Consider the following 21,516-nt stretch of genomic DNA (forward strand, 5'->3'; position numbering starts at 1 on the left):
ACCATAGAGTCTCGAGTCTCAATGCTAGTCTACACTAATTCCAATAACGTGAATATGCTGCCGTCATAGAACAGGAGCGCATGGACGCTAACGCCATGTGCTCCCGTATTCATCTGCTTTTTAATTGATAAATTGGACGAATTGCATAAACCGTTTGATCATAACGGCGGCTTCCGCACGGGTTGCATTCGCTGCCGGATCTATGGTCGTCATGGACTTCCCTTTTATGATTCGAGCAGTGAGTAATTCGGCTATCGAAGCTTTAGCCCAAGGACTAATGGAAGCTTGATCCTTATAGTTTTCAAGAGCATTGCCGTTCGCTTGGACCGGCTTGTTCAAATAGCTAAGAGCTCTGGCTGTCATAACCGCGATTTGTTCGCGGGTGATTCGTTCATTCGGTTTAAAGGACTCATCCGCATAACCGTTAACAATCCCCGCATCAACGGCCGCTGCGACCGCATCCGCGAACCAGTCTCCTTGTGCTACGTCGCTAAAATCGGCTCCCGCAGCCGGAGAGCTAAGCCCAAGGGAACGAACAAGCAAGGCCGTAAACTCCGCGCGGGTAATCGGTTTGTCCGGCGAGAAGAGTTCAGGCGCAGTACCGTTTACGATTCGTTTCGAAGCCAGCAATTCGATTTCCGGCTTGGCCCAGTGTCCCTGAAGATCAGCGAACGTTCTGCTGCCCGAATCCGAAACCACCGCGTAAATGCTGTTCCCGTTGCGTTTGATGACAACTTCCGTGCTGCCCCCGTTAACTTGGAGGACGGATGGAACAAAAGCAAACGTCCTTGTATCCGGGTTAAATAGAAGCGCAGTCGCGTTCGCTTGATTAACGGCCCCAGGCACAATAACCGTTCTCTCGAGGTAGGTGCTGCCGAAGCCGGTTATCTCAATCGATTGTCCGTTTGCCTGGGCATAGATTTTGTAGTCCAGGGCAGGAGCTAGCAAGGTTAACCCTTCCTTGCTTGCTTGTTCAGCCAATACATCGGCCGTGCTGCCGGCAACTTTATCGATAACTACACTTAGGGTCAAATTCTCCGGAGTTGTGCCAAGCTTTTGCGCTATATCGGCCAAGCCTAAAGCTTCGACGGGAACCTTATAGCTTCCGAAATCCGTCAGGATAAGGATGGACGCATCCGATAGATCCTTCCCAGCATCCACTAAGGCAGACGAAGGAATATTCACCTTCACGCTTCCGCCGTTGTTTTTCAACTCGATAATAACGGAATTGGGATTGACGCCGGATGGCTTGCCGCGAAGTGCCTGGAAGGCGTCTTGGAGCTTCTTCGCGTCAATGGCCGCTACGGTTACGCCGTCCGTTGACCGGACAATAGTTACCGCATTTTGCCCCAGCTTGATGCCTTTATCCGTTAAATCCGGCCCTAGCTGCGAGGTTGTTCCGCCGGAGGACGGGTTCGAGCTGGAATCATTGGACGCAACCGTCACCGCGAATTGCTTCTCCAGGTTGCCGTCGGTGGATTTAGCCGTAATGACGGTGCTGCCGATTCCGACAGCCTTGACCAGGCCAGCAGCGGATACATAGGCAGCTTTACCGTTCGACGACGACCATACTACTCTTTTGTTGCCCGCTTCCGCCGGCACAACTGCGACATTAATCTGTGCGCTGGAACCGGGAGACAATTGAAGCTGGCTTGTCGTATTCGCCGTCAAGCCGGTCACTCTGACCGGAGCCTCGGCCGTACTATCCGTTACGTCTACGCTGCCTAGCTCCAGCCATCCGTCACTATTCTGCTCCTCGTTAGCGAAGCGGAACTTCTTGGCGTCTGCGTTAATCTCCTCTAACGGATTCACGTAACGCATCAGGATTTGATAGCTTCCGTTGCTTAAAGCCGGATTGCTCGTCGATTCGAACAGCTTATTGTTGTCGAATCCGTTTGTATTCGGAAGCAGGTCTTTCAAGTCCCAACCGGGTTCCCATACCTTCACGATGCCGCTTTCGGATCTGGCAGCAAGCTCTACCTTCCAGTTATAGTAGAATGGCGCTACCCCTCTGTTTTCAACCTCTACGCCGACCTTCAGATTTCCATCCGCAGCATCCAGATAGGCAGAAGGCACGTAATATTCATAACCCAATCTGCGCGATCCTTCGACAGCTCTTGCCAGCGGTTCAGACTCCAGCGGCGTTTGGAATACCCCTTGCGTAATCAGCCAGGAAGCATGGGTCAAGTTCAGGCTGGTGTAATAATCTTCGCCTTGCGCCCCCTCGATTGGCGCCGACGGTTCATTGTATACCGGCGGATCATTGTTCCACATCTTCAATTGAATTTCCGGTCTCATCTCTCCGCCCATGCTGTTCGTTTTCCAGAAATCCGTCACTCCGGCGTCTTTGACTTTGCCCCAGAAATGCCAGCCTTGGCCTCCGAGACTTGGCGGGAGGGTCTGGAAAGCAAAGGAATCGTCATGATAGCCGACATCGAAGCTTTTGGTCTTGAGCGTGCTGTTGTCCATCGGATATCTTAAGACAAGCTGCGTTTCGTTAAACGCGTTGTCCATATCGGTAAGAACCCGCTTCAGGTTGGCGTCTGTCGGCATTAAATTCGGCGATTTGATATTTCCGTCGTAAGGGTACGTATGCCATTCGCCCCAGAAGCCGATCAATCCAATGGTCAGGAAGCCGATACGCGGATCGCCGTCATAACGGGCTCCAAGCGCCCCAATGAAATTGTCCAAGGCGCCCAATAAATGTTCATCGTTATAATCAGGCGCTAGACTTGTTGCATCCTTACCGTTGTTGTATTCCGAATAGGCGTAAGTCTGCAGCCCTTCGTCCAGAAGGAATTGCGGGATTCCGGACGGCTTGTTCGGATAGTCCAGATAAACCCTGAATACGGCCTGATTGCCTCTGGCTGCAACGGCTTCAAGCCGTTTGTCCAGCTCCGTCCAATTAAAATCATTCCGGTTGTTCATCAGCTTATTAAGCGGCAGGTAGAAGAACTCCAAGCTGTAAGGCAGCTGCGTTGGCTGGTCTCTCCAATCATCGCCTTCGGTGAAATAAGACTCCTCCGAAGCATCGTAGAAAGGAAGGAAACCCTTAAGTGGATTGTCTACCGGCGCACTCCGATACGTAAGCGCCTCCGTTCCGGCTGCTGTTGCCCAAGCTGGAGGAGCCGGGTGGTCAACAGGCTCGGTTGTTGATCCTCCTCCTGATCCGCCGGTTCTGCCAGCTAACGCATAGAGGGCAATTTGGTCAATACTGAGAACATTGTCGGCTTGATTTTTCGGGCCAAAGCCGAATTGAATTTGCAAAACCTTGCTCGCATCAAACTTCGCGTCGCACGCATCGCAGCCTTGCCATGCGGACTGGGCGAACGCGCTCCAAGGAATTCTCACCATTCCCTTGTAGCCTGCGGCAATGGATAGGGATCCCCCGCCAAGTGTGGTTGTTTTCCAGCCTTCGGCACCCTGATACAATTGTACGGTTCCTCCTTCTTTCAAGGAGAATTCGCCTTTTGGCGCATCCGTAACAAGCGAGATATTCAGATCCATATTTTTATTCGTTGGCGATTGGTTATTGGCCCAGAAGGTGAGCCCGTCAAAAGCGGACCAATCCGAATCCGTCCCGTTAAAGGCAACGCGTTTAATGTTTACCCAATCGGATGCCGTTTTGCCCGGAGGAGGGGATACGGAAAACTTCATCGCTTGATTGCCGTTCGAGACATTCAAGTGATCGATCGTACGAAGGGTAGACGGTTCTCCGGATTCCCAGTCGATCCGCCAGATGTTCTGCAAGGCAGCATCGTCCGCGTACGATTCGAAATCGTCCAACATTTTATCCGCCCGATAGAGCATAACGTCATCAATCGTGATGACGTTATGCGGATAACCTGCAGGCGGGTATCCGAACTGAAGTCCCGTTACTTCGCTTGGATCAAGCACCGCTGCGCAGTCTGCCTGAACGCCGTCGCATTGCCATGCGGATTGAACGAATTGATCCCAAGCGAGCTTCACAATACCCTTGAAGCCTGCGGGAACGTTAAGCGACGCTCCATTAAACGCCGCCGGCTGCAAGCTTCCATCCGCCGCAATCGTTAAGGCATGCCCGCCTTCCTTTAATCCGAACTCGCCTTTGGCCGCAGGCGTCTGAAGCGCGACATTTAAGCTGAAATCCTTATTGTCGCTTGTTGTATTGTCCACCCAAAAGCTTATTCCGTCATACTTGGACCAATCCCTCTTGCCTGAAGGGATGGAATGGATCATATTCGACCACTCCGAATCCGTGATTGCGGTCGATAGCTGAAGGCCTTTGCTTCCGCTTGACTCACCAAGCTCTCTAGTAACGGAGCCCGGTTTGTCGGACCATGCCTCGGTCCATGCCTGCCCAAGGGCGGCATCATCCGCATAGGATTCGAAATCCTCGATAAGCCCCGGTATGTCGGAACCGGCGGTTGATACGATTGCCGGTTGCTCCGGATCCGCGCTTACCCTGCTCGCGGCATTACCAAAAAGCGTGCTCAATAACAAGGCGACAATGAGCATCGCTTTAAGTGATGTCCTTCCAATATCGTGCACGGATAACAGTTTCATCGAAATCCTCCTCTTCACTATTTGAAAGCGCTATCAATAATAAGCTTTAAATGTTGTCCCTTTTGTCCGTCATTCAAGCTGAAACAGGTTTTATCCGGACTCGCAGAAGTCCGGATACCCATTATCCTTTTGTAGCACTGAAGGCGATCCCTTCAATAAATTGTTTTTGGAAGATAAAGAAGAGAATAATCATGGGAACGACCGCCATAAAAGCGCCTGCCATTAGCACCGGATAATCCGTTCCGAACATGGACACTAACGTCGCTATGCCCGATGACAAGGTCATCTTCTCCGGAGAGCTGTTGATAATAAGCGGCCATTGCAGCTCGTTCCAAGCCCACTGTAATTGAATAATAACGATGGCTACCAAAGCGGACCGGACTAAAGGAAGCATGATATGCCAATAAATTTGGAACGGATTGCAGCCATCCAGAACCGACGCTTCCTCCAGCTCCTTCGATATGCTCATGAAAAATTGCCTTAGAAGGAAAGTGGCAAACGGGCTGATTAAGGAAGCAATCCACAAAGCGGTAACGGTGTTGACAAGTCCAAGTTCACTCATCATCATATATTGCGGCGTGTAGAACACGGGATTCGGCACCATCATGACCGAGAGAATCAAGATAAACAGAATCGAGCTTCCCGGAAAACGGATCCGGGCAAAAGCATAAGCCGCCATGGAACTAAAGATAACGGGAAACACGGTTTTCATGACCGCCGATATAACCGTGTTCAGGTAATAATGCGGGAACTCCGATTGCTTAATCGCCTCTATATATCCTCTTAAGCTGGGGGCATCCGGTAAATAACGGATCGGAATCTGCGTGGCTTCCGTCGTTGTCTTCAGCGAAGTCAGCACCATCCATACAAACGGAACAAGCATAGCGATAGCGCTGATAATAAGAATGATGTGAACAACGAGGTGAGCCTTCCTCGCCGATGAGCTGATCATAGTTGCGTCTTCCCCCTTTCTCAGTCGTAGACGACCCATTTTTTCTGGAATGCGAATTGAATGCCTGTCAGCGCAAGGTTGATCACCAGCAAAATATTGATAATGGCAGCGCCGTAATTGCGGTCATTATATATGAAGCTGTTCTGATAATAGGCATACACAAGAGAGCGAACCGACGGAAGCGCGACATTCGTCTTCCCGATAATCAGATAGATCGAGTCGAAAATCTGCGTAGCTCCAATTAATAGAATGATGCTGGTGAAAAATAGAGTTGGCGTGAGCATCGGAATGGTAATATACCGAAACTTGTTGAATCGCTTGGCGCCGTCGATATCCGCTGCTTCATACAGCGATTTCGGTATCCCTTGCAAGCCTGCGAGAACAAGCAGCATATTCATGCCGATTGCCCCCCATACGCCTACGATAACCAGCACTAGCATGGCATAATTGCCATTGGACAGCCATGCAATATGCGTCCCCAATAGATGGTTGATGAGGCCGAAATCTTTAGCGAACAAGACAACCCACACCATCGCTGCCGCGGCAGGCATAGTCACTTGAGGCAGGAAAAATATGACGCGATAAAGGGAAACCCCTTTGATCTTCGTATTCAGCAGTACGGCAAACAAGGTTGAGAGCACAAGCGTAAGGGGTACAAACATCGCTACATAAAGCAAAGTGTTGCGCAGATTTTGCCAAAACTCTTTATCGCGGAATAACTTTGCATAGTTATCGAATCCAACCCAATGATTGACGGTCCCGAAATTTTCCGAATGCTGGAAGCCTAACAGGATCGATTGGATAACCGGCCAACCCCAGAAAACCAATGTGCCTATGAGAGTCGGCGCGATCATGAAATAAGCCCACACATACCTGCTTCTGGAATTCAATTTCACCACTCCCTATTCATCGGAGACGTTCCTGACAGCAGGAACGTCTCCCGAATTCCGCTTTAGTTTAACGATACTTTCTTCATTACTTTGTATCCGCGATGGCTTGATTCATCATCTCAGCAACCTTCTTGGCGCCTTCTTCTACCGAGATGGCTCCGCCCCATGCCTGCGACATAATCTCAGGCTCTTTCGCGAACCATACCGGATACGACATCGAACCGCTTGGATACGGAGTTGCGTCGGCTACTTGCTCCGTGAATACTTTCAGATTCAGATACGGTCTCGAAGTCAGCCATGCCTCCTGCGTGCCGTTGTACGCCGGAATAGCCGCACCCATCTGCGCCGTAATTTCCGCTGCTTTTTGCGAGCCCAGGAACTTGAGGAACAGCCAAGCCTCGTCTTTGTTTTTGCCGCTTGCGGACATCACGTTGCCAAGGCCGTTAATGATATTGGCTCTTTTCACTTTGCCCATAGGCAGTTTCGCCCAATCCCATTTCCCCTTGATAATGTCGCTGCTGTCGATATCGCTGATCCGCCAGGAACCGTCGAAGATCATCGCTAACTTGCCGGATTTGAACATCTCGGTTGCTTCCATATCCGTCATTTGCTGATGAGTTGGAGAAGCGCCGTCAACGGTCATTTGATAGCGGGCTTGCAAAGCTTCGATAGAAGCCGGATCGTCGTATCCCGATTTGCTCATATCATCGGAAATGATTTTGCCGCCGTTAGCCAGCATATCGTTCCAATAGCCGGTTTGCGTATCCATCTTGGCTCCAAAGCCGTAAATGCCCTTGTCAGGCTGGCTCAGCTGCTTGGCAACCTCGGCCAGCTTGGCGTAAGTCCAAGTGTCGTCCGGATAAGGGATGCCCGCTTGATCGAACAGCTCTTTGTTGTAAGCCAGACCGATGGTATCGAAATCTTTAGGGATGCCATAGTTCTCGCCGTTCAGCGTATAAATGGAAGCAAGATTCGCCGCGTAATTATTGAGGTCGATTTCCCCGGCTGCTACTTTGCTTGTGATTGGCTCAAGGAATTTACCGGAGGCGTAAGTTGCGAATTGACCTCCGTGCATCCAGAACACGTCCGGTAGCGTCCCCGCAGGAGCGGCAGCAGACATTTTTGTCCAATAATCGGCCCATGGGATAACTTCGACCTTAACCTTGATATTTGGGTTTTGCGCCGTAAATTCTTTTGCGATCGCTTCCATAGCCGGCTGCTGAATTTTATCCCAGATGGCATAGGTAAGCGTTACGTTCTTTTTAGGTGCATCCGTTGCCTCACCGGCATTGCCGTTCTTGCTGTCGTCCGGTTTGCTCGTTGGCGCGTTGTTCGAGCTGTTGCTGCATGCAGCGGTAATTAAGGAAAGAACCATCAGGACAAGCACGAGCATGAATGAAAATTTGTTTCTTTTCACCATTTGATATCCCCCTAATAAATTGTTTAGGCAAAAATTTTGCGTAAACTCTATCATCAGCATCACCCTTGCCTCTTACACATTTAGTTTAATCGATCTCTACAAACGCTTTAAATGCCTCATTTTTAAGATTGAATGCCTTATTGTTAAGATGAAAAAAGGTTTGCATTCAAATATAGATTCCTCCATAATATCAGTAAATAATTGCGCAAATTATTTCATAAAACAAATTGGGAGTGTCTACTATGACAATCACTGCACTGCAACGGGAGCCCGGAGAATTCTGGTGGGGAGGCGTTATCAATGAGGGTCATCTTATGCCGTTTGGCGATCAGCCGCATTCGCGCGACTTGCGTTTGACCGACGACAATCAAGCTTCCCCCTTATTGCTGTCTAATCGAGGAAGATATATTTGGTCCGAAGAGCCTTTTTCCTTCTCCTTTAACGAGAGTACCTTGACGATCGATCACTCGCAGAAGATTACGATTGAAGAAGGTCATTTCACCCTTCAAGGCGCTTACCGGCATGCCTGCGTCAACCATTTCCCCCCTTCCGGCGTTACGCCGGACGAAATGGCCTTTACGGCGCCGCAATACTGCACTTGGGTAGAAATGTTCTATGAGCCGACGCAAGAGAAGCTTATTCAATACGCGAAATCTATTATCGAGAACGGCTTTCCCCCAGGCGTCCTGATCATTGACGATAATTGGATGCAGGATTACGGAACCTGGGATTTCGAGAAGCATCGTTTCCCTGATCCAGCCCGAATGATTCAGGCCCTGCATGAATTAGGGTTTAAGGTCATGCTGTGGGTATGCCCGTACGTGAGTCCGGACAGCATCACCTTCCGGCAATTAATGAGCCAAGATCTGTTGATGAAGCATGCGGACGGCACGCCTGTCTTAAGAAGATGGTGGAACGGGTACAGCGGGGTCGTGGATTATACCCGAGAGAAAGGCTCCGCATGGTTCAAGCGGCAGCTGGACAGGCTGATCGAGGATTACGGAGTTGACGGCTTCAAGCTGGACGCGGGCGAACCTATACTGCCCGGCCTGCTGAATGACGTTTCCCGGGACGTCGAATGGTCGCGTCCTATTCACCCGATGGAAGATTGCGAGGCTTACGCGCGATTGGGAATCGGATACGGGCTTAGCGAGCTGCGGATGTGCTGGAAGCTTGGAGGCCAAGCGCTTATTCAGCGGCAGCGCGATAAGACGCACACGTGGGATGCGACAGGGCTCGGGGGACTCATTTCCAATGCGATTGCTCAAGGCCTCATGGGATATGCCTATAATTGTCCCGATATGATTGGCGGAGGAATGGATGGCGATATCAACTCGCCTCATTTCCGATTCGATTCCGAACTTTTTATCCGTTTTGTTCAGTGCTCGGCTTTATTCCCCGTTATGCAGTTCTCCATGGCTCCTTGGCGGGTTCTGAGCGGCGAAGAATTATCCTGGTGCATGGATGCGGTGCAGCTCCGGACAAAGCTTGGCCCCGCTCTCCTCGAGCTTGCGAATCAGGCTGCCGCGGATGGACTGCCGATCCTGCGGAGCTTGGAATTCGTTTTTCCGAATCAAGGCTACCATGCAATCCAGGATCAATTCATGGTTGGCGACTCTATTCTGGTAGCCCCGGTATTAATTAAGGGACAACTTGCTAGAATGATCCAATTTCCGGAAGGTCGATGGCTCGGCGATGACGAAAGTGTAGTAGAGGGCCCTATCCAGCTAGAAGTTCAGGCACCGCTATCCCGATTGCCGTGGTATCGAAAAATCTAAATCGTTGCTTCGAGGAGGATGATCTTTACATGAAAAAAATCAAACTAGCCGTTATAGGAGCAGGTGCGCGAGGTTTCTTGTCCTATATGCCTTATGTTCAAAGATTTCCGAGCGAGATTGAGGTCGTCGCAGTCGCGGAACCAAGCCAAGAGAGAAGAACGAGATTTGCGGAAGCGCTAAACCTAACTGCGGATCAGCTCTATTCAACATGGGAAGAATTGCTGGGCAAGCCCAAGCTTTGCGATGCGCTTCTGATCTGCACGCAAGACCAGATGCATTACGAGCCTACGATAGCCGCTCTCCGCAAAGGGTATCATGTCCTGCTGGAGAAGCCGATGTCGAACAGTCCAAGCGAATGCGTAGCCATGGAGGCCGTGGCCCGCGAAGAGGGACGCCTGCTCTCGATCTGCCACGTTTCGAGATATACCCCTTTCTGGCAAAAAATGAAGCAGCTTATTCAAGACGGCTCCATCGGAAACGTCATGTCCATTCAACATAACGAAAATGTCGGTTACCTCCATTACGCTCATAGCTTTGTGCGGGGCAACTGGCGTAACGATACGCTCTCCAGTCCAATGATCTTGGCCAAATCCTGTCATGACATGGATCTCATTCGCTGGCTTGTGGATGCCGACTGCGCGAAGGTCAGCTCCTTCGGTTCGTTAAGCCACTTCCGGGTTGAGAATGCACCCGAAGGGTCGACCGAACGCTGCACGGATGGCTGCGCGGTAGAATCGACCTGCCCTTATTCCGCATTGCGATTCTACATGCAGGACACGAAAGCGAATCATTTTGCGGCTCTTATCGCGGATCCCCCTACCGAAACGAACAGAATGAAGGCGATCCTGGAAGGTCCTTACGGCAAATGCGTTTACAGAACGGATAATAATGTCGTCGATCATCAGACGGTAAACATGGAATTCGAGAATGGCGTTACGGTTATGTTCAGCATGAGCGGATTTACGCGGGATATTAACCGCATCGTTCAAATCATGGGGACCAAAGGGGAAATTCGCGGCGATCTGTTAAACGGCCGTATCGAGCTGTTCGATTTCTCCTCCGGCACGTTGTCGGTTATTCAAATCCCTAGGAGCCAGAGCGGTCATCAAGGCGGCGACGACGGGATCATGCGGCAATTCGTGTCCGATCTCCGGCATGAAAGGTACATCGATACCTTGACCTCCGCGCAAGCCTCGTTGGAGAGCCACTTAATGGCTTTTGCTGCCGAGAATTCAAGGCTGAATGGCGGCGCACTCGTCGACATGAAGCTCTTCCGTCAATCTTTTGCGTCAAATACAACCGGAACTATGCCAAGCGATACCGCGGTATAAAAAAAAACGAAAAGGCTGGCCTGCGCAACCGCGGGCCAGCCTTATTTTTTACTCGAAACGAATCTCGTCTATCCAGACCGTACTATTGCCTCCGTGCCAGAAGGTCATTGTCAATTGTCCGGGGCTGCTGCGGTCTACTCCGTTCGATGCCAAATTAATAGCAATATCCTTGTAGCTAGCCGTAACCGTATCCCCGCTGAAATCACCCAATGTCTTGGTCACTCCGCCAATCGTGAGCTGCATATGGTTTTGTTCCCCGCCGCTTGCGCCTTTGATGCGAATGACCAGCTTGGTGTAGCTTCCTACGTCCTGGTTAATATCCGTGCCTAACCATCCGTTGTTGTTATACTCCAGCTTCAGAGCCCCCGAATCAATAACGCCCGCATTGTTGGCGAAGCTGTTTGCGCCCGCCCATTTGCCGAGATCATTGCTTCCCGGCCAGCTAGGCGAATTGTCGAAATTATCGACCAGCAAGGCAGTGGCTCCGCCGCTTCCGGCATTGGTCGTTACATTAACCGCCGCGCTGGCTGCCGATAAATTGCCCGCCGCATCCTTTGCTTTGACCGTATACGCGTATGCCGTATTGGCATTTAACCCGCTGTCCGTAAAGCTGGTCGCGGTTGATGTGCCTGCTTGATTCCCATTTCTGTAAATGACATACTGCGATACGCCGACATTGTCCGTCGAGGCGCTCCATGCCAAGCTGACGCTGCTTGAGGTTTTGCCCGATACGCTTACGTTGGTTGGCGAAGTTGGCGCCTGCGTATCACCGTTGCTGCCGCCGGCATTAATCTGAATACGGTCAAAGTCAGGCGCCCAGCCTGTCGGGTTGGAGAAATGAATCGTGTTATTGCCTGCATTCAGCTGTACTTGCGTCTGAACGGTGCCAATGGCCGTCCAGCTACCCGTGCTAGGCATGCTCAGCGTAACCGGCGATCCTCCGTTAACCCGTATTTGCGCGGAGCGGGCTTCTCCGCTGAGGTAAGACACGGTCACCGTATACGTTCCCGCTGCAGATGCGCTGACCCCGTTAAATTGCAGCGTACCGTCATTATTTCCGACATACCCTACTTTCGAGCCTCCCGAGCAGGCGCTGCACGCGGAAATGACCGCCGCTCCGGTCCGCGTATTCGCTGAAGCCTCCGCTTCATAAGCGGTCAAAGTGCCTCCACCTCCGGAAGGGCTGGTGGTCGCGGTTACGGAGCCGCTAGCGCCGGATACGTTCCCGGCTCCATCCTTGGCTTTGACGGTGTAGACGTAGCTCGTACTTGGACTTAATCCGGTATCGGTGAAGGAGGTGCCTGTCGCAGACCCTACCATTACTCCTCCGCGATAAACGTCATAACCGGTCACGCCTACGTTGTCGGTTGAAGCCGACCACGACAAGCTGACGCTGCCCGAGGTTGTGCCGCTGACCGTCAAATTCCCCGGAACGCTTGGCGCTTGAGTATCCGCGCTTCCTCCGCCGCTATAACCGCCATCATAAGGCGTCTGGCTCAAGCTGTACGAAAGCGTGTTATCCGGCTTCAGCTGATCGAAAGGTCCGATGTTCTGATCAGCGGGATCCATGCCAATTCCCACTTTGCCAAGCGGTGTTCTTCCGCCCGTATAATAGTTCGAGTTCGCGAATCTGGCGCTAGGCTTATAGCCGGCCGGATCCAGAATGGTCAGCGCCAGGGTGTAGGTTCCCGCCGCCATATTGGACGGAATCGTAAAGGCACCGGAAACCTGTTGAACGGCTGGCGCTTGATTGTATTGACGCGTCGCGGCATTCCAATCATCGCCCGGCATCCAGTTCCGTATATCCGTGCCGCTGAAAATACCCTTCCATGCAACCGTGCGGTCGCTTCTCAGCAAGCTCGCTTCCACCGGCCAGTTATAATAGAACGGCGCGGAGCCTTTGTTCACGACCGAGAAGGACACATTCATGGAGCCGCCGGGCTGCACGCTGCCTGAGTATGTAGCCTGGTTGATGACGAACCGATAGCCGAATTCCTTCTGCATCAGCGCAGCCCCTTGCGAGACGGCGGAATTGTTCGCATCGTACAGATCAATCCAGCCCAGACTGGTGGTATGCGTTTTTTTGATCCAGTCGATCACGTAGTTCCGATGGTTCGGATCGCTTAACGTATCGTTCGGGGAATCACCCGGCTGAATATTTTTCTGCCCCCAATCGTAAGCAACCTCCCCGCCGTTAACCTGCGTTCTCCAGACATTTCTCGTCGCAATGCCTTCGCCTCCCGACAGGTCATCGATTAAGGCAAACGAATCCCACAGAAATCCGAAGTTAAAATTTTGGAAGGTATCGGGATAGCGCACTTGCACCTTCTTGTTCTGAAACGCCTGCGAAGCCGCGTTGCCTAATGCGGTCTGGAAGGCGAGCGGAATCCGGTCGGTCCCGTCCGCAAGCTTATCCGGATAAATATGATGCTCTCCCCAATTCCCCCATAGCCCCAGCTCGATGTAGGCTACTCTCGGATCGTTATCCCAAGCTTGGCCAAGCTTCTGGATGAAGGCGGTCAGACGGTTTTTCAAGGTGTCCGTTGTCCATTGCGTAGCCACGTCCCCGTGAGGAACGCCTTCCGGCCAATATTCTCCGGTGTTCGGGTATACGATGACTACGCGAGGAATAACCTTTTTGTTCTGACTTTCGATCCCCGCCCAAGCTGTATTGCTCCAATCCTTGATCTTCTGAACGGAGTCTGACGCCGCATTCTCCAAATCGGTGTATTTGATGTAGTGCTTAAACACAGTGCCGTATTCATGATTCGAGAAACTCGTGTCATTCAAAAAGCGGGTTGGCCGAAATCCCATTAAGGGGTTTTTGAACGCCTCTTGCGTTTCCGTCAAATTAACCGTGATTGCGCCAACGGCTGCTGACGCCTTATCCGGAAACGGAAAGGCAAACGAACCTCCTGTCAATAACACAAACGACAGCAAAACGGTAAACGCTTTCAAAATTGCCCTGGAACCTATCCTTCTCATCAATCATCCCTCCCATAGTGATGAAATTTACGCAAATAATTTGCGCAACTTATTTGCGCTCTTAGTATATTCTACCAGCGTTTACCTCGTCAATCTAAAAACAAAAATAGCCGTCCTCCGATCCGGCGATCGGAGGACGGCTATTCGCATCCGTTTATTACGCTTTGCCTGCCGCTTTCGAGCAGGATTCCCGCTCAATCATTTCGGTCTTAAGGCTAATGTAAACTTCGGAAATGTTCTTGCTTGTTATCAATTCGGTCAGCACTTTTACGATGACGGAGCTGATATCGTATCTAAACCTTCTTACGGTCGTTAACGGCGGAACCATGAACTCCGACAGCTTCAGATCATCAAAGCCAACCAAGGAAACGTCTTTCGGAATACGGAGGTTCATTTCGGCCAAAGCCTTCATGGCCCCGTACGCAATAATGTCGTTAAACGCGAAAATCGCGGTGATAGACGGCTGTTCCCGCATCAATTGCTTCACGGCTTCATAACCGTGCGAGGGATCAAACGCGCCCATTGCAACATTGGCGTCGGTCCATGGCATCCCCAAATCGCGGAATGCGTCTTTGCATCCGTCCAGCCGGTTCAAATTGACGAGATGATTGCGGGGTCCCGCAATCATTCCGATTCTCCGATGGCCTAATCCGTGCAAATAACGAATCACCCCGTAAGCGCCTTTTCGGTTGTCGTAGTCAATATAGTTTTGCCCCGTATTGTAGGTTCTTCCGTTCGTAAACACATAAGGGATCCCGAGTCTATTCAATTCCTCATACATCTTATCGCCCTCAACCGGGTCGAATAGGATGGCAGCGTCCACTTTCTCCTCGCCCAAAAGCTTATAGGCCGGAGACGACTGCGAGTCCGAATAATGCTTCACGATATGAACCTGATGTCCGTATGCTTCAAACTCATCCTTTAAGTGATTCAAGTCGGCGGAGGTAGACGGATCGTTATCGAAAAAGTCATTGTTGCCCGGTACGATAACGACGATATTATAAGATATTCCAACCTGGTTGGAGGGAGCAATCCCCGGCTTTAAATGCTCATTGGCAATATCCAAAACTTTTTTGCGAGTCTCCTCGCTGAAATTGCCCTGGTTGTTGATGATTCTGGATACCGTACTAATCGAAACATTTGCTTTTTTTGCGATTTCTTTTAGCTTGATGCGAGCTCCCTCCATTTCCTAAGAAACTTTTTTGCATAATAAGAAAATTATAGCGGTTGTTATCTCATCCAGTCAATCGTACCTTTAGAACAACAAGGCATCCAGCGAATAAGCTCCTGCTCCGGTCAGCGCTACGCCGATCGCTACTGCCGCGAGTACCAGCGGATATTCATACCCGTTTGCCGTTGACCACAAGCCGTTAGGCAGATGCACTTTCACTATAGCGCCTGCCATGGTGAGCACAATCATTACTCCTGCCGCTACCGTGAACAGTCCAGCGGTGAACAGTGCGCCGCCCAGCAATTCCAACATTCCCGCAAAGACCGCCATAACAACGCCAGGACGAATGCCAACCGATTCCATCCAGCCTCCCGTCCCTTTCGGACCGTATCCACCGAACAAGCCAAACAATTTCTGTGCACCATGCCCAACAAACAACAAACCTACCACTACCCGAATAATAAGAAGTCCCATATCCATCATTTTCATTCATCTCCCCAATTTTAATTAATAAGTGAATCCGTCTGGCGTTCATCTCTTAGCAAAATCGCTTTGTCGGCAGCCAGCTTCTTCGGAGTTACGTCATACCCATTGTCATCGATGATCGAGACACCCAACAGCATATCGTGAACTTGACCTCGAATCTGCTGAATATACTCCTTGCGAAGCTCTGCCTGTTCTTTTTTCTCCTGCTCGTTAAGTCCTTCAGCATGCTGTTTTCTGCTCAATTCGTTAATGCGTCCCAGAATAGCAATCATAATCGTAGGCTCCTTTGCTTAATCAATTTTATCTTTAATTTAATTATCTTGACTTAAAGATATAGGACGTAAATGATTACCCATTTTCTGCTCACTCCTTCATTCCCCTTGCATTGTGCTATACATTTGATTTGGCTGTTATCTTTAAATTAAATATCTTTAATTAAAGATAATACAAATTCGTATTGCTGTCAACAGGCAAAATAAAATTTGTTTCTTCGCTTAACCTTCCGGACCTTTCTCTTTGTGACTGAAAAAATCCCCTTCTAACGAATAGTATGGTATAAAGCCGGAATGGTATCGTACCTTATTCATTTATCCCCGTTGCTAGGAGGGAAAAACCGATGACGACCCAACTCGCTGAACGTATAAATCACTTATCTCAAAATACCACTATCATTTCTATCATGGCCGAAATGATCGCGACTATGGAGTATGACGCCAAACTCAAAAAGGAAATTCTTTTTAAAGTTGATGAAATCAGCATGGAGATCTCCAAAAAAGACAAACTCTGTTATGACGTAGTGAATGCTACCGATAACGGTGGCTATCAAAAAGCTCTGACGGTATGGAAACAATTTAGAAAGGATGTAGAGCATGCTCTAGGCGAGTTGCATAAGCGCATTCAACGGACAAGATACCCGGACGAATGGAGCGAGACCTATGAGCTCTTGAAGCGTCGAGCAGCTCTACATGATGATGAAGTGGCAAGATTAGAGCGGAAAGAATAGCAAGTTATAGCCTCGCAAACGTGATGTAATCGACTTGGACAGGCTCTGCCGATTCGGTTCGAAGTGCCCGGTTGATCTGTCCCCGGTGATATTGCCCGTGTAAGAGGACCTGCAGCAGAATATCGCGGACGGATGTTCGGAACGGAACACCGCTCTGATTCGCATAATCAATCATTTCGTCCAGCTCCGATTCCTCCAGCCCTTCGATATAAACACGATATTGCTCGGCGTTTTCTTCGAACATCGTCCGGATCGCCGTCAGGTCTTCCGCTTCCTCCCACAATGAATATTGCACGCTGCCCCTGCCCTGCAATCGGGACAGCCAGACTTGCTCCGCAACAGCGACGTGCCGAACCAGCTTCAGTAGATCCTTGTTCTTCGTTTCACTCTCCTCGAGCGCGTCCAAAATTCGCCCGTCCGCCCAGTACAGGTGGTCCATCATGCGTCTAATCGTCTTCATTTCGTTTTCCTCCTCTTCGTCTCGTCAATTACTCGACTCTCCTGTATTCGTTTTCTCAAATCCTGTTTAACATTAGGCCTCTCTTGTTTACCTTCTAAATAAGAGGGGTGAGAGCAATGAAACGAGTGTTTGCGATTCTTCCGTTTTTCAAAAATTTGTACAGCCGTTTTCGCGATGACGATGTTCCTGCTCTAGGAGCACAGCTTACATATTACTTTATTCTATCCTTTTTTCCGTTTCTAATCTTTGTGGTGAGCTTAATGAGCTTTGTCCGGTTGTCCGGAGACAGTGTCGTCGCTGAGCTTATACGCCTGCTTCCGCAGCAAACGGGTGAAGCGATTCAAACGATTCTGCAAGAGGTAACGAAGGACAGCAGAGGCACGCTGCTATCAATCGGTATGATCGCTACGCTCTGGTCAGCGTCCAATGGCGTTAACGCGGTCATTAAAGGTGTCAATAAAGCTTATGATGTCGAGGAAAACCGCCCGTTCTGGAAAGTGAGAGCGATCTCGCTTGCGGCAACGGTTGTGTTGGCCCTGGCCATTTTGCTCGCGATTGTTTTGGTTATTTTCGGAGAGGTTATCGGTAATTTTCTATTCGATTGGTTCAATTCCCCGGTAGGCTTCGGACTCATCTGGGGCACATTGAAATACGTCTTTCCCATTTCGTTCATGATTGTTGTTTTCTCGTTGCTCTACTGGATTGTACCCAACCGCAAAGTTCCTTTCAAAGCTGCCCTTCCGGGAGCTCTGTTTGCGACCTTTGGCTGGATTGCATCCTCCTTGCTGTTCCAGTTCTATATCAATAACTTTGGCAACTATTCCAAAACGTACGGAAGCATTGGCGGCATTATCATCCTGCTGATCTGGCTCTACATCAGCTCCAATATTATTATTCTGGGCGGAGAGGTCAACGCTACGCTTGAAAGCGGGCAAGCCAAGCCTTCTGTCAGTAAAACGCTGGCGAACGGCCGCGGCAAGCAAAAAACTCATTCGATTAAGCTGTAGTTAATCCTTATCCTTATATCTGATAACGGTACCCGAAATATAGTCATATAGAGTTTGTTTATTTTTGCTCCATAGTGGACTTATCAAGTATAGGAGTGCCAGACCGTAGACCGTTCCCAATAAAGAATAATAGAATGAATTGGAATAATTAGAAGGAATGACCATATGCCAGATGGTAAAATGAGCAAGCTCCCAAGGGACGAATTTCAGGGCGGAACGAAAAAGCGAGGAACCGAGTCCGATTGAATGGCCATAAATGCCAGTCACCACAATCCCCATTTTTCTTTTCCCCCATGTCGCATGGGATACAGATCCTTCGCATAAAGCAAAATAAAGATATACAGGCAGGGTAATGAACAGAAAACCAGTGACCTCCGCCAATATCGGATCTGTCGTAAACAGCGGAATCAATAAAGGGCGTATGAGATAAGATACGCCGATCAGAAAGACGATATAGCCCGCAATGATCACGTAATCCCACAAAAATGCGATGATACGGGTGCCTATAGATACGTTTATTGCATTTGCCCGTTTATTCACAACGTTACTCCTCTTGAGCTGATCGGGAACTAAGCTGCTTAGGAGCATGCAGAAAAGCGACCCGTTACGGTCGCTTTTCTGCTGGAATGCTTCTTTACAGCCCCAAAGCATTACCCTTCTCTAGCCGCAAAATATGCTTCTCGCCATCGTCGGCCAATGTCCTGAACTGGTTGATGGTTTCCCTCATTTTCGGAAGTGCCTGCTGTTTGTACGAGCTGATCGAATCAAACGCGGACAGTACATCCGCAAACGCTTGTTTCAACGTATCGACCGAGACCGTAGCTTCAATGGCTTGCTGTTGAATGGCAACGCCTTGCTCCTTCAGCATCCGGGACGTGCCGGCGATAAGGTTCGTCGTGGTCTGATTCAACAATTCGATTTTCTTGAGAACGATACCTTGATTGTACAAGGCGCTCGCCACCGTAACGGCTATTTTCAAAGCCGAAATCGTAACGGTCTTCGCCCGGTCCACGCCGCGAATGAGCTCCTTATTATTACGGATAACGACCTCGTATGCCAACATCCCTTGCTGATTAACGACCAGCATTTGCTGCAAATCCATGACACGCTGGCGCATCGGGAACAGGATTTCCTCGGTAATGAACCGAATCTTCTCGGGGTCTTCGCTGCGGCTTTTGGCCGCTTCGATCTGGGCTTCGATGGATTGGTCCATGAGCATCCCAAGCTGAATTTCCTTCTTGAGCGTTTTGGTCAGCTTTCGGATTTCATGCTGTTCGAGCTCGAGCGTCGTATTATCGTTTCTGAGCACGGCACCGCCTTTATCCAGCGACACCACGATATCGGCAATCACCTCGTCGGCCTTCTCGAACTTGAGGAAGTACGCCCGTAGCGGATTAAATAGCTTGCCGAGAAATCCTTTCTTGGCAAAGTCGATCATGCTTGGATCCAGATCCTTCAGCTGCGTATGCAATTCAGCTAACCCCTTCGCAACCGGGCCGCCCTCATCGCCGGATTTCGCAAGATTGCCGACCGAGACCTGCAGCAGGGTGTTTTTGTCGGAAGAGCGTTTCATGGTGTTCAGCCCATAGGTGTCGATCGATTGAAGAATCTCTTTGCGCTGCTCCAGCGACTCGACATCCATCGTCATAATCATTTTAACGTTGGAATCCGCTTCTTCCTTCAGCTTCGCCTCTTCCTCCGGCAATGGCTGTATGGTAGGCTCGATCTCGGCCTTCAGCTCCTCCGGACTAGATACGTTCATCGAAAATGCCATTGAAATCCCCCCTCGAATTGGTTACATTTGCACATTGAATAGATTGCCGATCTTGTACACGACATCGTCCGTATCCGCGTTAATGCTGGCCGCTTCGTTAATGCTGGAGATATTTTGCAGCGCTTGAATATTGGCGTTGTAGCCGATCGTGTAGATCGGGATCTTATACGTCTCGATTAATCCCTTGATGTCCTGCAGCGTATAGCCCTGGTTCGTCTCGCCGTCGCTAAGGACGAAGATGACAGGCTTGGTGTTGGGATCGATGGCCAATTGATCCTCGAGCAGCTTCAGCGCTACAACGATTCCGTCGAAGGTAGCCGTACCGCCGGCGGACTGCAGACTTTCCACCGCTCCGACGAATAAGGACTGCTGATTCGTGTCGTACTTCGCGATCGGCAGCTTGATGGTAACGCCGTCCGAATACGAGACGAGACCGATGCTGTTGTCCCTGCCCAGGTATTTCTGCCCCTTCAAGAGCGACTCTTTCAAACGATTAAGCGGCTCGCCGTCCATGCTTCCGGAAACGTCGGTGACGAATACCGCCGTAATCGGCTTACTGCTGTTTTTCTTCTCTTTCCATACCTTTTGCGCGGATATAAGCAGGTCGCCATCCACGGGAGCAAGCTCCGATTTGTAGGTTTCAAGACCGTTAAATCCTTTTTCCTGCGCGGACTTCATGTATTTGTCTTGCGTAACGAACTCGGCGAATTTCTTGAGAATATCCAGCTTCTCCTGCGGCAGATCGCCTAATGCGTAGAGCGGACTATCGTGCCTGAACCCAAACGGCGTAAATACGTACCCGCTTTTCAAGTCCGCGGCGTTAACGAAGGTCTGGTATTCAAGGACGAATCCGTCCAAGGCGCCCGATTTGGCCGCATCGCGCATCTGAATGGTCGTGGAGGCGATAAACGGCACATTGGACTGGAACTTTTCAAACTCCTGCACAGCTTTATCGCTCAACAAATTGGTATTATCGAAGGTATGAAGTGCCGTTACCAGAAAATTCAAGCCCGTGGAGCTTGCAAAAGGATCGGTATAGCCCATGGAGAGCTCGTTATTAGCGATAGCTTCCGTTACGGATTGGATATTGACGGAGCCGTACTTGTCGATCATGGCGTCGTACTTCGCTTTGGCAATGACGATTCCGGGAACATTGCCGACTAAACGCTTGGTCACGAGCTGCGTTTTAACCCCGCTTGCCTGAACCATTTCGCCCCATAGCTCATTCGAAGGAGTAAACGCATCGGGGACGTATTTGCCGGATTTGATATAGTCCGCTGCCGTGCCCGAGGCGATATTGCGAATCTTGACCGACACGGGCCTTCCGTTCACGGTTATATTCGCCTTGTTAAACTCGGTCGCTACGTCCGTCAGCCATCCGTCCACGCCCGTTCCCGACTTTTCCGTGGAGGAGAAAATCTCGACGAAATTGTCGTTCGTGTTGTTCACCGTGATGGGAAACTTTCCGATGTCGGGCAAGGTCGCGGCGACATCGACGGGGTCCAGGTCGATCTGGCCCTTCACGGGCGTTTCAACGGCCGGGGAGATCTTTTTGTACAGCTTGTTTAATCGATCCCCGGCATTCTCGGCCGTCACCTCCGCCTTCGATTTGCCCAGATTGGAGGTCAAGGTTACCCCGGCGTAAACAAGTCCGAAGACGACCACCAGAAGAACAACGGAGATTAACAAGAAATTACCTTTTCTTTGCATCCAG

Annotated in this window: 16 protein-coding genes; 4 read left to right on the forward strand and 12 right to left on the reverse strand. The window is 50.3% G+C overall.

Translation table 11 applies throughout. The features are described from left to right. Positions 1-120: 120 nt before the first annotated feature. The 4 genes from ACR9FF_RS25465 to ACR9FF_RS25480 form a co-directional block, all read right to left on the reverse strand. The gene (locus ACR9FF_RS25465) at positions 121-4,545 is read right to left on the reverse strand and encodes an S-layer homology domain-containing protein (RefSeq protein WP_435166149.1); all 4,425 of its coding nucleotides are present in this window, start codon (positions 4,543-4,545) and stop codon (positions 121-123) included. A gap of 121 nt (positions 4,546-4,666) precedes the next feature. Beyond that, the gene (locus ACR9FF_RS25470) at positions 4,667-5,497 is read right to left on the reverse strand and encodes a carbohydrate ABC transporter permease (protein ID WP_435166152.1); all 831 of its coding nucleotides are present in this window, start codon (positions 5,495-5,497) and stop codon (positions 4,667-4,669) included. A 20-nt stretch (positions 5,498-5,517) separates the two neighbouring features. Further along, positions 5,518-6,387, reverse strand: coding sequence for a carbohydrate ABC transporter permease (locus tag ACR9FF_RS25475; protein ID WP_435166155.1), 870 nt, complete (start codon positions 6,385-6,387; stop codon positions 5,518-5,520). Positions 6,388-6,472: 85 nt separating this feature from the next. Then, positions 6,473-7,807, reverse strand: coding sequence for an ABC transporter substrate-binding protein (locus ACR9FF_RS25480; protein ID WP_435166158.1), 1,335 nt, complete (start codon positions 7,805-7,807; stop codon positions 6,473-6,475). A gap of 242 nt (positions 7,808-8,049) precedes the next feature. On the opposite strand from ACR9FF_RS25480, the gene ACR9FF_RS25485 reads away from it, so the two are divergent. Both ACR9FF_RS25485 and ACR9FF_RS25490 read left to right on the forward strand, forming a co-directional pair. Further along, on the forward strand, positions 8,050-9,585 hold the full coding sequence (locus ACR9FF_RS25485) for a glycoside hydrolase family 31 protein (RefSeq protein ID WP_435166161.1): 1,536 nt from the start codon (positions 8,050-8,052) through the stop codon (positions 9,583-9,585). A gap of 29 nt (positions 9,586-9,614) precedes the next feature. After that, on the forward strand, positions 9,615-10,916 hold the full coding sequence (locus tag ACR9FF_RS25490; RefSeq protein ID WP_435166164.1) for a Gfo/Idh/MocA family protein: 1,302 nt from the start codon (positions 9,615-9,617) through the stop codon (positions 10,914-10,916). A gap of 48 nt (positions 10,917-10,964) precedes the next feature. Here the strand turns inward: ACR9FF_RS25490 and ACR9FF_RS25495 are convergent, their stop codons facing one another. The 4 genes from ACR9FF_RS25495 to ACR9FF_RS25510 all read right to left on the reverse strand — a co-directional run bounded on the left by ACR9FF_RS25495 (position 10,965) and on the right by ACR9FF_RS25510 (position 15,830). After that, entirely contained in the window at positions 10,965-13,901 is a 2,937-nt protein-coding gene (locus ACR9FF_RS25495) for a DUF4832 domain-containing protein (RefSeq protein WP_435166167.1), read from the reverse strand. A 157-nt stretch (positions 13,902-14,058) separates the two neighbouring features. Further along, on the reverse strand, positions 14,059-15,087 hold the full coding sequence (locus ACR9FF_RS25500; RefSeq protein ID WP_435166170.1) for a LacI family DNA-binding transcriptional regulator: 1,029 nt from the start codon (positions 15,085-15,087) through the stop codon (positions 14,059-14,061). A 69-nt stretch (positions 15,088-15,156) separates the two neighbouring features. Then, complete coding sequence (locus tag ACR9FF_RS25505; RefSeq protein ID WP_435166173.1) at positions 15,157-15,555, reverse strand: DoxX family protein; 399 nt, start codon at positions 15,553-15,555, stop codon at positions 15,157-15,159. Positions 15,556-15,575: 20 nt separating this feature from the next. Continuing rightward, positions 15,576-15,830, reverse strand: coding sequence for a DUF896 domain-containing protein (locus ACR9FF_RS25510; RefSeq protein ID WP_435166176.1), 255 nt, complete (start codon positions 15,828-15,830; stop codon positions 15,576-15,578). A gap of 344 nt (positions 15,831-16,174) precedes the next feature. On the opposite strand from ACR9FF_RS25510, the gene ACR9FF_RS25515 reads away from it, so the two are divergent. Further along, positions 16,175-16,561 (forward strand): hypothetical protein, encoded by a 387-nt coding sequence (locus ACR9FF_RS25515; protein ID WP_435166179.1) that lies wholly within the window; start codon positions 16,175-16,177, stop codon positions 16,559-16,561. 4 nt (positions 16,562-16,565) lie between these two features. Here the strand turns inward: ACR9FF_RS25515 and ACR9FF_RS25520 are convergent, their stop codons facing one another. Further along, positions 16,566-17,021 carry a DinB family protein gene (locus tag ACR9FF_RS25520; protein ID WP_435166182.1) on the reverse strand — a complete coding sequence of 152 codons (456 nt, stop codon included), beginning with the start codon at positions 17,019-17,021 and terminating at the stop codon, positions 16,566-16,568. 116 nt (positions 17,022-17,137) lie between these two features. On the opposite strand from ACR9FF_RS25520, the gene ACR9FF_RS25525 reads away from it, so the two are divergent. After that, a complete protein-coding gene (locus tag ACR9FF_RS25525) occupies positions 17,138-18,028 on the forward strand; it encodes a YihY/virulence factor BrkB family protein (RefSeq protein ID WP_435166185.1) in 891 nt (296 codons plus the stop codon). Here the strand turns inward: ACR9FF_RS25525 and ACR9FF_RS25530 are convergent, their stop codons facing one another. The 3 genes from ACR9FF_RS25530 to ACR9FF_RS25540 form a co-directional block, all read right to left on the reverse strand. Continuing rightward, positions 18,029-18,568, reverse strand: a complete 540-nt coding sequence (locus tag ACR9FF_RS25530) for an RDD family protein (protein ID WP_435166188.1) — start codon at positions 18,566-18,568, stop codon at positions 18,029-18,031. It abuts the gene before it with no gap. Between the two features lie 94 nt (positions 18,569-18,662). Further along, positions 18,663-19,802: a toxic anion resistance protein gene (locus ACR9FF_RS25535; protein ID WP_435166191.1), complete on the reverse strand. Its 1,140-nt coding sequence runs from the start codon at positions 19,800-19,802 to the stop codon at positions 18,663-18,665. Between the two features lie 21 nt (positions 19,803-19,823). After that, complete coding sequence (locus ACR9FF_RS25540; RefSeq protein ID WP_435166194.1) at positions 19,824-21,512, reverse strand: VWA domain-containing protein; 1,689 nt, start codon at positions 21,510-21,512, stop codon at positions 19,824-19,826. Positions 21,513-21,516: the final 4 nt, after the last annotated feature.

It is taken from the genome of Paenibacillus glycanilyticus, from assembly GCF_051200795.1.
Classification (GTDB): Bacteria; Bacillota; Bacilli; order Paenibacillales; family Paenibacillaceae; genus Pristimantibacillus; species Pristimantibacillus glycanilyticus.